We start from the raw sequence: 13,580 nt of genomic DNA on the forward strand, positions 1-13,580 counted from the left end.
GTTTACTATGACTGACTCACAAGCTACTTCAGCTCAGAATATTGCAACAACGTACGATCCAACCGAGATCGAAAAAAAATGGTACAAAACTTGGGAAGAAAATGGTTACTTTAAACCATCAGACCAAGGCGAGTCTTTTTGTGTCATGATCCCACCACCTAATGTAACAGGAAGTTTACATATGGGTCATGGCTTCAATAACACCATTATTGATGCTTTCACTCGCTACAACCGTATGATGGGTAAAAACACCCTTTGGCAACCTGGTACAGACCATGCAGGAATTGCAACACAAATGGTTGTGGAGCGCCAACTTGCGGCTGAAAATATTAGTCGTCACGACTTAGGCCGCGAAAAGTTTATTGATAAGGTTTGGGAATGGAAAGAACAATCTGGTGGTAATATTACTCGCCAAATTCGTCGCCTAGGCTCTTCTGTAGATTGGTCTCGTGAACGCTTCACTATGGATGAAGGTCTCTCTCACGCTGTAAAAGAAGTGTTCGTTCAATTACATGAACAAGGGCTTATTTACCGTGGTAAACGTCTTGTAAACTGGGATCCTAAATTCCAAACCGCGCTTTCTGACTTAGAAGTTGAAAACCATGAAGAAAAAGGTTCTTTATGGCATTTCAAATACTTCTTTGAAGATGAGTCTCTACAGACACAGAACGGTGCAAACTATCTTGTTGTTGCAACCACACGTCCTGAAACATTACTTGGCGACAGCGCTGTTGCTGTACACCCTGAAGATGAACGCTACCAGCATCTGATTGGCAAAAATATTGTCCTTCCAATTAGTGGTCGACTTATTCCTATCGTTGCCGATGAATATGTAGAAAAAGATTTTGGAACAGGATGTGTAAAAATCACACCTGCACATGACTTTAACGACTATGAAGTTGGTAAACGTTGCCATCTGCCAATTATTAATATCTTTAATAAAAATGCTGAAGTGCTTGCTGAGTTTGAATACATTGCAAAAGCAGGTGAGCAGATTTCAAAAACAATTGCTGCACCAAATGACTATATTGGTCTAGAACGCTTTGAAGCACGTAAAAAAATGGTTGCTCAAGCTGAAGTCGAAGGTTGGTTAGAAAAAATCGAACCTTATGACTTAAAAGCACCACGTGGTGACCGCTCAGGTGTTATTGTAGAACCATTACTTACCGATCAGTGGTATGTAAAAATTGCTCCTCTTGCAGAACCTGCTGTAGAAGCTGTAAAAGATGGTCGTATTAAGTTTGTTCCAGAACAATACACCAACATGTATATGGCTTGGATGAACAATATTCAAGATTGGTGCATTTCTAGACAGCTTTGGTGGGGTCATCGTATTCCTGCATGGTATGACGCTGAAGGCAATGTATATGTAGGTCGTAATGAAGAAGAAGTTCGCCAAAAGCATGATATTGCAGACCATATCGAACTCAACCAAGATGAAGATGTTCTCGATACATGGTTCTCATCAGGATTATGGACGTTCTCAACATTAGGTTGGACTGGTGATGCAGCAAAAGATGCACTCAACGATGCATTAAAAACATTCCACCCGACAGACCTTCTTGTAACAGGCTTTGACATCATTTTCTTCTGGGTTGCCCGTATGATTATGATGACCATGCACTTCATGAAAAATGAAGATGGTACCCCTCAAGTCCCATTTAAAACAGTGTATGTACATGGGCTTGTACGTGATGGTGAAGGTCAAAAAATGTCTAAATCTAAAGGAAATGTCTTAGATCCTTTAGACCTTATTGATGGTATTGACCTTGAAAGCCTTGTGAAAAAGCGTACTTTTGGCTTAATGAATCCAAAACAAGCTGAAAAAATCGAGAAGTCTACTCGTAAAGAGTTCCCTGATGGTATTAACTCTTATGGGACAGATGCTGTGCGCTTTACTTTCTGTGCACTGGCAAATACAGGTCGTGATATTAAGTTCGATTTAAAACGTGTCGAAGGATACCGTAATTTCTGTAATAAAATTTGGAATGCAACACGCTTCGTCCTAATGAATATTGAAGGTCAGGACGTTGCTCAAACTGCTAATCCAGACTTATGGGAACTTCCTGAAAAGTGGATTATCAGCCGTCTACAAAAAGCGGAAGCAAATGTACACCAAGCATTTAAAACACACCGTTTAGATATCGCTGCACAAAATATTTATGACTTTATTTGGAATGAATACTGCGATTGGTATGTTGAACTCACAAAACCTGTTTTAAACGATGTAAATGTTTCTGCTGAACGTAAAGCAGAAGTTAGACGTGTACTACTTAGCGTAATGGAAACATCTTTACGCCTTGCTCATCCACTTATGCCATATCTTACAGAAGAAATTTGGCAGATTTTAGCACCAATGGTTGGTCGTGAAGGTAAAACCATCATGACAGCAAATTACCCTATTGCTGAAGAAGATAAGATCAATGAGCAAGCTGAAACTGATATGAGCTGGTTACAAGGCTTAATTGGTGCAGTTCGTAATATCCGTGGTGAAATGGGTCTAGGTAATGCACGCCTACTTCCTGTATTACTTAAAAATATTACAGATGCTGAGCAAACACGTATTCAACGCATTGAACCTTTATTTAAAGCCCTTGCTAAAGTTGAAAGCATTGAGTTTCTCAGTGACTCACAAGAGCCACCGCTTTCTTCATCGAGTGTAATTGGTCATGCGTCTGTATTTGTACCAATGAAAGGGTTAATTGATCCAAAAGCAGAGCTTGCACGTCTACAAAAAGACTTAGACAAAGTTCAAAAGCAACACGATCAAATTGCAAATAAACTTTCAAATGAAGGTTTTGTGAAAAAAGCACCTCCTGCCGTTGTCGAAGGTGAAAAAGCAAAACTTGCAGAGTTTGTAGCTCAACTTGAAAAAGTAAAATACAACATGGAACAAATTGCAAACCTATAAAACATAATAAAAAAGGGCTGATTATTCAGCCCTTTTTTATACAAAGAATGTAATTATTAATAAGCATCCACACAATACATTTATCATTGTAAGAAACATGGGTAAATCTGTCCGATATCCCTCAATCATTTCATTTTCTGTAAGTGATTTCAGCGCGATTTTATACTGTCGAACAGACCATAGACTAATAATAATACCCAATATAACAATAACAACTGCAAAAGCTTTACTTAATAATATTTTGTGTGCTTCCCCATTTGGATTTAAAAAACTTCCTAGAACGGTAGATCGTTCTAGGACAAAACCAAATGCAATTAGCCCTAATCCACTTCTATTCCATGCAAGTAACGTTCTCTCTAAAGCGAGTAATACACGAGGATCATTTAAGTTTGACACATTTATTATCCTTTAGGAGTTATCACTCACAGTCAACTTAATGGGTAATTTAATTAAAACTTTTAACCCACCAAGTTCCTTACTTTCACCTAAAGATAAAGTACCACCTGCACGCTGAGTCGCTTTTTGTACAATAGAAAGCCCTAAACCGCTGCCAACTTCTAAATGATGATGTACACGATAAAAACGCTTTAATACTTCTTCATATTGCTCTTGAGGAATACCGGGACCGCTATCTTCAATACATACAAACCCAAACTTACTATGTATATCTTCATAAACTGAAATATTAATAACACCAGAGTCAGGCGTATACTTAATCGCATTATCAATTAGGTTATAAATAATTGAATGAATCGTTGGTTCAAAACTTTGAATAGTGACTTCATCATTACGCTCAAAACCCAAATCAATATCTTTTTCCATTGCTAAGTTCATCAACTGTTCAACACAGTTAAGTGCAACATCATTCAGTAAAAATCGTTTTGGCTGTTCAAGTACATGTAAAGATGTATCTTGTTTAGCTAAAGACAATAATTGGCTGACTAAGTGCTGAATACGTGCAAGCCCTTTACTTAAATTAATTAAAGCAGGGTTTTCAGGAAAATCTCTGAGTAGAATTTTTGTTTGTAAATTCAGTGCGGTAATAGGTGTTCGCAACTCATGTGCAGCATCAGCAATAAATTGCTTTTGCTCCTGTTGAGTTCTTGAAATCCTATCAAACAAATAGTTAATTTCCTTTACTGCTGGCAGAAGCTCTATCGGATACTGTGTATTGGTTAAATGTGTTAGCTCATTAGAATCGCGCTGAGCAAGCTCACTTTTTAAATCATCTAATGGCTTTAGGCTTCTTTTAATAATCCAAACAATAAGCAACATTGCCAATGGCATAATTAAAAGAAATGGTAAGACCATACTACCTGCAAGCTCAAGTGCCAATACTTTACGAACACGTTGATGCTGACTAACCTGAACTTGATAATCTTTCGTAGGTAGGACATAGGTATACCATGTCCCTGACTCTGTTTCATGTTGATAAAAACCAGCTTTTTTAACTTGTGGAACAAGAAGTTGATTTTTCTCGAGCTCATCTAAATCATCATATGACCAAATATCAATAAATAGCTCTTCTTGTTGCTTATCTGGATCTAGATTCAACTGGCTATGCGTATTTTTCAAGTTGAGCATTGTTGCACGACTTGCTAAAAACTGCATTTGCGCATCTAAAATCCGAGTAAGTTCCTTAAGCGCAATATGATACGTTGAGAACATGAGTACACATGCCATTACAATACTCAGCAGTGATGTTAATACCACAAGCCGAGTATTTAACGAGCTGTGTTTTTCCATTTTATAGCAACCTAATTAAGAATTATGCCCTAGACGGTAGCCTAGACCACGAATAGTACGAATAAAATCTTTCCCAAGTTTGGTACGTAAATGGTGGATATAAACCTCTATCGTATTACTTGATACTTCACTATCAAAGTCATACAACTTATCTTCTAAATTTGCTTTAGAGAAAATTTTATTTGGGTACATCATCAATGGAATTAAAATTGCCCACTCACGATTAGATAATTCAATAATTTGACCTTTATACTTCGCAATATGCTGTTCAATATCTAAAATTAGTTCACCATTATTTAGAATCTTATCTGCTGGTGTATTCTGAGAATCTATACCTGCTCTTCTTAACAGTGCATGAATTCTTGCTAATAACTCTTCAAACTCATAAGGCTTCACAAGATAATCATCAGCGCCCTGATTTAAGCCATCTACACGATTTTCCAGCTGATCTCTTGCTGAAATAATTAAAACAGGCGTTTGCGTCTTTTGGCGAATTTGCTTAAGTACCTGCATTCCATCCATCATTGGCAAACCCAAATCAAGCAAAATCATATCATATTGATGCTTTGCTAAATCAGATAGACCGTCTAACCCATTATTAAACCATTCAACTTCAAAACCATGATACTTCAACAATGTAATTGTCGATTCTGCAATCATGAAATCATCTTCAATGATTAATATTTTCGTCATAATTTACTGCTCTAGTTATTTATTGGCTGTGACAATACGACAGCATATTTAAATTTGGATTAATCACTTGCGTTTTTATGTCAAGTAAACCCAACATTGTTGGAAATAAATTATCTTGTCCAACCAATTTGGTTTGCTGAGATTGCAAGCAACTTAATTGACCCATATTATTTTTATCCCAAGCACCTGAAAACCACATCATCATTGGAATATGTGTTTGTTGAGATGGTGCAAATGCGTATGGCGCACCATGTAAATACAACCCATTTTCCCCTGTAGACTCTCCATGGTCAGACAGATACCAAAAACCCGTTTGATACTTTTGATTTTCCTGTAAATTCTTAATAACCTGACTCAAAATATAATCTGTATAAACAATACTATTATCGTAAGTGTTGATCAATGTCTGATGGTCACAGTTTTGGATAGTATTGGTATTACAAATAGGTTTAAAAGGCTCAAACTCAGGGCGTGTACGCTCATAATAGGCTGGCCCATGGCTTCCAACCTGATGCAAGACAACAAGCTGTGGGGTCACATCATCTTTAGGAATACTATCTATATATTGCTTCAAGCTAGCCAATAAAATTGCATCATCACACTCACCATCTGCTTGGCAGTATTTTTTCTGTAATTGCTCTGGAATATCATACTGATGCACACGATCACATGCACCTTTACAGCCCGAATTATTATCAATCCAAGTCACTTTATAACCTGCACGTTGTGCGATATCTAACAGCCCTTCTCTATGAGATGCTAAACGGCTATCGTAACTCGTTCTTGGCATTCCAGAAAACATACAAGGTACAGAAACAGCTGTTGCGGTACCGCATGAATGGGCATCTTTAAAATTAATTAACTCTGATATTTTTGAAAGCTCAGGGTTTGTATTTCTTCCATACCCATCTAAAGAAAAACTTTCAGCTCGTGCCGTTTCACCAACAACTAAAACCATCAGCTTAGGTTGTTTTTGTTTAACAGTGAGTTCTGCATCCTCACCATAATGTACTAATGGTAATGGCTTGTAAGATAATTTCTTATAATAGTTCAGACCTGAGTTAAAAACATTATTCGGTGAAATTAAATCTCTTATTTCTCTATGACCACGAAATAAAGAGCTAAAGTCAATATAACTAGCATATATAAGAGAACCTGCAACAACCAGTGCAGCAATAATACTCATGATTTTTTTGAGTAGAATTTTTCCAAAATTTTCTTTTTTTATAGGAATAATACAAAATAGAATGCTTGGTAAAACAGCAAATAAAAAGAACCAACTTAGAAGATCACTAGATACAAGTGCAAAAGCCTCCTTTGTATCTGTCTGCATCATATTTTGAATTTGCTCAGGCGTAATCATAATACCCATGCTATTTACAAAATATGCAGTACACCCACTAATTATAATAAGTAATATAGCAACGATTCTTTTAGACCAATACCATGAAATTAATTGGAGAACAATAAAGTAATAGGAAACTAAAACAACAATGAGGGATATCACCCAAAAAACTGCATGCAAGCCATGCAGATCTGAATAGATTAAAGCTTTTTTAAAAAAATTAATATTTAAAGCACATGCCAACCAAATAGCGAGAACTAAATTAAACCTCCCTAACGTTAAGGTAGGTATTTTACTTCGGATAAATTGTAAGAAAGGCATGAATAACTACTTCCACTCAAATGATTACAATCTAAGTTCATTTCGTGAAGAGTAACTTAGATTTTTACATACATTGCCACATACAATGTAGGTAACGCACTTTAGCAGATTTAAAATAAAAAACTGCAACAGGCTCACCTATTGCAGTTTTTTTAAACGGTTAACTACTATATTTTAACTTAGAAGTTGTATTGAGCAACGAAGTTAATACGAGAGTAGTCACCAGTTTGGTCTGTAAATGTTTTACGTTGACCATATGTATATTCTGCACCAATATCAAAGTCTTTAACTGGTGTATAGAATGTATTCACAAGTACGTTGTACATAGATTTGCTATACGCAGAGTTTTTCAAGTTAGCTGCTGTATATGCTGTGTCTTTCTTATTCCAAATTGCACCACCTAACACAGCAGATCTGAACTGGCTGTTCCACTTATGTGTATAACCAGCAAATACTGCATCAGATTCAATTTGGTTAATCGCAACAGGATTTGTTCCATTTGCAGTTACAGAATATGCTGCTGCATTTGGATAAATCATATATTTGTTATCACCAGCAATATGGTAATAATTTGCTAGGATTGCATCATTTTCCGTAAGGTTGTATTTACCACCAACACCTACACCCCAAGCAAGTTTTTCAATATCATTACTGCTGTTTGTAGCTACACGATTTTCATGCAAGAAGCCAACTGCTTGTAAAGATCCTTTTTTGTCAGCTGTTGTTGCAGCATACTGTACGCTTAACGTTGGTAGACGGCTACCACCGCTTGTTTGAGCTATACTATTTGATTCTTGATCTTTACCTGTTGTTCCTTCTAAAGCAACCAATACTTTTTGGTTTTTAGTAATTGGTTGTGTATAGCGTACTTGTACAGGACGTAAAGATGTAGAGCCCATAATACCATTAGGGTCAACTGTTGTTGGTGTATCTGTTACAAATGGAGATTGTGATTGACCAACTAACCAATTACCTAAAGATACATAAGCATGACGAAGACGGAATGTACCATTACCATTTGTGTAGGTACCGCTTGTCATGAAGTCGCCTTCAATTTTTGCATTTAACGGGCCATAATCCGTTGGGCGTGTAAGATCTACGCCTAAACGAGAGTTAGCTGCTGAAACATTTAAGTTATCAGAAACATTACTCGCACCATTTAATGGAATTTTATCAGTTCTGTTATAAACATCATTCACAGCATTACGTGTGTCATAAGTAACATCTGCACGTACACGACCATAAAGTTTTAGCTGTGTTTTACCATCAGCAAGTGTAATCCAACCCGGCTTAGCAGTTGCTTCTTTTGGCGCGACTGCTGGCTTTTCTAAAGACTGAATTGCTTGTTGTTGAAGCTGTACTGCTTGTTGTTGTTGTTGTCCAGAAAGCTGACTTTGCTGACCTGCAAGTTGTTGCTGTTGGCTAGAAAGCTGTTGAACAAGTTGTTGTAATTGAACAACCTGTGCCTGTAAATCTGCTACTTGTTGCTGTTGTCCTGTTGTCTTTGTTGCAGCTTGAGCAGACCCTACAGTCCCCAAAATTAAAGCCGCACTAATAGAAAGTGCTAGTTTATTTACCTTAACCACAGAGTTCTCCATCCTCAAAAATGAGTAATCGCTATCGAAATTAGCATTAATATTGCAAATAAAAGTAACAAAATTATGACAATCATTACAAAAATTAATAATATTTCTATTATTGAGCTTTTTATATACACCAAAAGTCGTATTTTTACTGAAATACTCATTATTGGTATATACAAAGTATAAGAAATCTTATCTTTTGTAACAAATGTTCTCGCTAGTTAAAAACTAGCTCTTTCATGTGACAAATAAAAACAATATTTTATTACAGAGATATGAAAAAAATAGATATTCACATCTCAAATTGCTTTTCACTTTTATGAATAAAAGTGAAAAGCAATAATATTTAAATATGTAAATCAACAAATTAAGTTCAAAAAATCCATAAACTTAATTTTTGCTGAAATATATAAATTACAGAAAAAATTTTAGGTAACAATCATACCAATGCTCTATTTTTTTCTTTTTTTATGTCAGATATAGTTTAATGTTTTATCTATATTACAAATATCTGTAATATTTTAATTATTGATTAAATGTATATTTCAATATTGAGTCAAGATGATTAAAAAAGATTACCCGATCCTACCCTCCAATCTTCCAGCTAGAGGAAACACATATTCTCGTGCATTCTTTAAAAATATTCTGCATATACAAGGATGGAAATTTGAAGGTAATATTCCAAATGTACCCAAAGGTATTGCTATTTTACTGCCACATACTTCAAATTTAGATGGATGGTATGCGCTTATTGGTATCTTAGGTTTAGGCGTTAAAATTTCTATCCTCGCAAAAGATGATCTTTTTAATACTCCTCTAAAGCCATTACTGCATAAAGTTGATATCATTCCAATAAAAAGAAATAGCCAAAATGGCTTTACTCAACAAGCTATTGATACTTTAAATAATAAAGAACGCATTTGGATTGGTATGGCCCCTGAAGGAACTCGGCAACAAGCCTCCAGTTTTAAAAGTGGTTTTTATCGTATTGCTGATGGTGCAGGAGTTCCCATTGTTATGTTCTCATTAAACTATCAAACCAAAACGTTAACCTGCATTGGAAGCTTCATGCCCAGTGGTAATTATGAAAAAGATTTACCAATTCTTTTATCTTTCTATACCTCTCAAAACTGCTACCCTAAACATCTATCACGTCTATCTTTACCGTTACAAAAACAATTAAAAATAAGCTAGTAAACTTATATAAAATCTGCTGATATGTGCCACAAATTCCTTATCATGAAATGTTACTTACTATGACAAAATTTCGTCATCTTTCATTTCTTCTTGGTTTCTGTACTATGCTCTTGGGTTGTACAACAGCAGAAAAAATACAAAAACAACCTAGAGAACCTATTATTGCACTTGCCCTAGGTGGTGGAGGTGCAAAAGGCTTTGCACATATTGGTGTAATCAAAGTTTTAGAGTCACATGGTATTAAACCAAAAATTGTTACAGGTACAAGTGCAGGTAGTTTTGTAGGGAGTATCTACGCCAGTGGAAAAACGCCGTATCAATTACAACAAATTGCATATCAGCTTAAAGAGTCCGACCTAAGAGACCTTACATTTAGTCGTCAGGGCTTCCTTATAGGACAAAAATTACAAGACTATATTAATGCCCAAGTTGACAACAAACCTATTCAGCAATTTCCCATTCGCTTTGCAGCCGTTGCAACACGTTTAGACAATGGACAAAAAGTTGACTTTATTCGCGGCAATACAGGGCAAGCTGTACGTGCTTCTTGTAGTATTCCAAATGTATTTATTCCTGCAAGGATTGGAGGAGTCGATTATGTTGATGGTGGTTTAGTCAGTCCTATTCCTGTGAAAACGGCCAAGGATATGGGTGCAGATATTGTCATTGCTGTTGATATTTCTGCACGACCTACAGGTACAAAAAATACTGCAAGCAATATGTGGGGCTTACTCGATCAGACCATTAACATTATGGGTCAACAAAGTATTCAAGATGAACTTAAATATGCAAATATTGTCATTCGCCCTCGAGTAGACCATATTGGCGTTATGGATTTAAATGTTGCTAATCAGGCAATTATTGAAGGTGAAAAAGCAACACAGTCTCAACTTAAACAAATTGATGCAGCCATTGCTCAATTTAAACATTCTCCTGCTGCATATATGCCTGCACCAAAGGCAAAATTTTAATTGCCTCATATTTATGTATGTTTTCCAAGCATCATTTGATAAATTAATAAACTAATAATGATGCTTGTATCTTCAATACATCTTTCCCTATATGAGAATATTAGATGAATATTATGCTTGAACCTTGGCACTGGTTTGTGCTCGGCATCGTGCTCATTTTACTTGAACTTTTTTTAGCAACATTTGCTATTTTATGGTTTGGTATTGCAGCCATTATGCTTAGTCTTTTATATTGGCTTTCACCTTGGATGAGTACAGCTACTCAAATTTTAACTTGGGCAATTTTTTCTATTCTCAATACTATCTTATGGTTTAAATTTATTAAGCCTTTCACAAAACGGCGTAATCAGAATCCATCTAATATTCAAGATATACTCGGACAAACGGGTACTGTCATACAGATTTTTCCTAATGAAAGCCATAGTGCTAAAGTGCGCTTTACTATTCCCCTATTAGGTACAGAAGAATGGTTAAGTGAATGTGACCAAGCTCTTCATGTTGGTGACCGCATTGAAGTCACAGGCATTCAAGATAAAAGACTACTCGTTAAATTACACAATGCATATTAAAAATCAAATTTAAACTAGGATATAAAATGTCTATTACAACGATTATTAGTCTCGCCTTTTTAGCATTTGTTGTTATTACTATATTAAAAGGTGTTCGTATTGTCCCTCAAGGATATAAGTGGATTGTTCAACGACTAGGAAAGTACCATACAACACTTAATCCTGGTTTAAGTATTATTATTCCCTACATTGATGAAGTTGCCTACCGTGTAACCACCAAAGATATTGTTTTAGACATTCCCTCACAAGAAGTCATTACGAAAGATAATGCTGTTTTATTGATGAATGCCGTTGCATATATCAATTTAACAACACCAGAAAAAGCAGTTTATGGCATAGAAAATTTTAACTGGGCAATTCAGAACCTTGTACAAACGTCCCTACGCTCTATTGTTGGAGAAATGGACTTAGATGATGCTTTATCTTCCCGTGACCATATTAAAGCAAAACTAAAATTAGCAATTTCTGAAGATATTTCCGACTGGGGAATTACCTTAAAAACAGTAGAAATTCAAGATATTCAACCTTCGGCAACAATGCAAACTGCTATGGAAGAACAAGCAGCGGCTGAAAGACAACGACGTGCTGCTGTTACCAAAGCCGATGGTGAAAAACAAGCCGCTATTTTAGAAGCCGATGGTCGTCTTGAAGCTTCAAGACGTGATGCTCAAGCACAAGTCGTTCTGGCTGAAGCATCTCAAAAATCCATTGAGTTGGTAACCTCAGCGGTAGGCGAAAAAGATGCTCCCGTCGCTTATTTACTTGGAGAGCAATACATTAAAGCAATGCAGGATATGGCAAAATCGAACAATTCTAAAACTGTCGTTCTTCCTGCAGATGTACTCAACACTATTCGTGGAATTATGGGGAAAAATTAACTTTCCCTTTTCAGTAAAAACTGTGTAATTTGATGCAGTTGATCTGCATCTTTACCAAAGTATGCCAATGCCTCTAAAGCACGCTGATGCAATGTGTTGGCATACACCTTGGCTTCTTCTAGCCCCATGAGTGCAGGATAAGTTGACTTTTCAACCTGCACATCCTTTCCAGCAGTTTTCCCCAATACAGATGTTTCTGCAACAATATCTAAAATGTCATCTTGTACTTGAAAAGCAAGACCTATTGCTTGACCAAACTCTCTGAGCTTTGTCATTTCTATAGCTGACGATTCAAAAATAGTTACCGCTGCTAGCGTAATAGCCGCCGAAATTAAAGCACCTGTTTTATTATGATGTATCTTTTCTAAATGCTCTTGATTAACGTGAATGCCTTCAGCCTGTAAATCGAGCATTTGCCCATTTACCATTTTTGAACTGGCCGTAGCAAGAATGCGTGTTTGCTGTAAGACAATACGATCACTTACTTCGCTTACAGACTGATTAAACAATTGACTAGTAAGCACCTCATAAGCCATAGATTGTAAGACATCGCCTGCAAGTAACGCGGTGTCCTCTCCAAATGCGACATGGCAGGTTGGTTGACCACGACGTAAAGAATCATTATCCATACAAGGCAAGTCATCATGCACAAGTGAATAACAATGAATTAACTCCACTGCTACTGCTGCTCGGCGAATTGCTGCCCATTTCAAATTATCATTACGAAGTCCACCAACTGCATAACATAATGCAGGTCGAACACGCTTTCCTCCCAACATAACAGCATGGTAAATCGCTTCACGCAATGGCTCAGGGACTGAGAAAGAATCCAATGCAAGCTTTAAATCTTGTTGGATTTGGTGCTGCGCAGACTTTAGAAAATCTGAAGATATTTCAGCTAATGATGACACTGTTGCCTCGTATGCGTTCAATTATGCTTTCTTTACAAATTCTGATTTTAACTTCATAGCACCAATGCCTGAAATTTTACAATCAATGTTATGACCATCCGTTGCATCTGCAACCAAACGAATTCCTTTTACTTTTGTTCCTACTTTCACAACAGATGAAGAGCCTTTAATCTTCAAGTCTTTAATGACAGTTACATTATCACCATCTTCTAATGGCTGACCATGTGCATCTACAATAAGCGGTTGTGCATCATCTGTCGCTTGCTCACCCTCTTTCCATTCATGTGCACATTCAGGACATATAATTAAATCACCATCATAGTATGTATATACAGACTGACATTGAGTACAAGCAGGAATAGTCATTAAGAAACCTCAAAACAAAGCCTTATTATCGCGCTAAATCTATTTTTTTTCAAAAGTTATCGCAAATTCTTTGAACTAGACAGGTCTTT

12 protein-coding genes are annotated in these 13,580 nt (G+C 36.4%); 5 read left to right on the forward strand and 7 right to left on the reverse strand.

Features of this window, described 5'->3' with window-relative positions; all coding sequences use genetic code 11:
- The first annotated feature begins 7 nt into the window (after positions 1-7).
- Complete coding sequence (locus tag P256_RS04735; RefSeq protein ID WP_023272544.1) at positions 8-2,911, forward strand: valine--tRNA ligase; 2,904 nt, start codon at positions 8-10, stop codon at positions 2,909-2,911.
- A gap of 36 nt (positions 2,912-2,947) precedes the next feature.
- On the opposite strand, the gene P256_RS04740 is transcribed toward P256_RS04735, so the two are convergent.
- The 5 genes from P256_RS04740 to P256_RS04760 form a co-directional block, all read right to left on the reverse strand.
- Positions 2,948-3,307 (reverse strand): YidH family protein, encoded by a 360-nt coding sequence (locus P256_RS04740; protein WP_023272545.1) that lies wholly within the window; start codon positions 3,305-3,307, stop codon positions 2,948-2,950.
- A gap of 12 nt (positions 3,308-3,319) precedes the next feature.
- Positions 3,320-4,657, reverse strand: a complete 1,338-nt coding sequence (locus P256_RS04745) for an ATP-binding protein (protein WP_023272546.1) — start codon at positions 4,655-4,657, stop codon at positions 3,320-3,322.
- A 15-nt stretch (positions 4,658-4,672) separates the two neighbouring features.
- The gene (locus tag P256_RS04750) at positions 4,673-5,350 is read right to left on the reverse strand and encodes a DNA-binding response regulator PmrA (protein WP_023272547.1); all 678 of its coding nucleotides are present in this window, start codon (positions 5,348-5,350) and stop codon (positions 4,673-4,675) included.
- A 19-nt stretch (positions 5,351-5,369) separates the two neighbouring features.
- Complete coding sequence (locus P256_RS04755) at positions 5,370-7,016, reverse strand: phosphoethanolamine transferase (protein WP_023272548.1); 1,647 nt, start codon at positions 7,014-7,016, stop codon at positions 5,370-5,372.
- Positions 7,017-7,195: 179 nt separating this feature from the next.
- A complete protein-coding gene (locus P256_RS04760; protein ID WP_023272549.1) occupies positions 7,196-8,602 on the reverse strand; it encodes a DcaP family trimeric outer membrane transporter in 1,407 nt (468 codons plus the stop codon).
- A gap of 558 nt (positions 8,603-9,160) precedes the next feature.
- Here P256_RS04760 and P256_RS04765 point away from each other — a divergent pair.
- The 4 genes from P256_RS04765 to P256_RS04780 all read left to right on the forward strand — a co-directional run bounded on the left by P256_RS04765 (position 9,161) and on the right by P256_RS04780 (position 12,214).
- Positions 9,161-9,793 (forward strand): 1-acyl-sn-glycerol-3-phosphate acyltransferase, encoded by a 633-nt coding sequence (locus P256_RS04765; RefSeq protein ID WP_023272550.1) that lies wholly within the window; start codon positions 9,161-9,163, stop codon positions 9,791-9,793.
- Positions 9,794-9,900: 107 nt separating this feature from the next.
- Entirely contained in the window at positions 9,901-10,767 is an 867-nt protein-coding gene (locus P256_RS04770) for a patatin-like phospholipase family protein (RefSeq protein WP_051353547.1), read from the forward strand.
- A 104-nt stretch (positions 10,768-10,871) separates the two neighbouring features.
- On the forward strand, positions 10,872-11,336 hold the full coding sequence (locus P256_RS04775) for an NfeD family protein (protein ID WP_023272552.1): 465 nt from the start codon (positions 10,872-10,874) through the stop codon (positions 11,334-11,336).
- A 26-nt stretch (positions 11,337-11,362) separates the two neighbouring features.
- A complete protein-coding gene (locus P256_RS04780) occupies positions 11,363-12,214 on the forward strand; it encodes an SPFH domain-containing protein (protein WP_023272553.1) in 852 nt (283 codons plus the stop codon).
- Here the strand turns inward: P256_RS04780 and P256_RS04785 are convergent.
- Positions 12,211-13,125 carry a polyprenyl synthetase family protein gene (locus tag P256_RS04785; RefSeq protein ID WP_023272554.1) on the reverse strand — a complete coding sequence of 305 codons (915 nt, stop codon included), beginning with the start codon at positions 13,123-13,125 and terminating at the stop codon, positions 12,211-12,213. The two genes, P256_RS04780 and P256_RS04785, sit on opposite strands and share 4 nt — an antisense overlap.
- A 21-nt stretch (positions 13,126-13,146) precedes the next feature.
- Entirely contained in the window at positions 13,147-13,491 is a 345-nt protein-coding gene (locus tag P256_RS04790; RefSeq protein ID WP_023272555.1) for a zinc ribbon domain-containing protein YjdM, read from the reverse strand.
- Positions 13,492-13,580 lie beyond the last annotated feature (89 nt).

The organism is Acinetobacter nectaris CIP 110549, from assembly GCF_000488215.1.
In the GTDB taxonomy this organism is placed as follows: Bacteria; Pseudomonadota; Gammaproteobacteria; order Pseudomonadales; family Moraxellaceae; genus Acinetobacter; species Acinetobacter nectaris.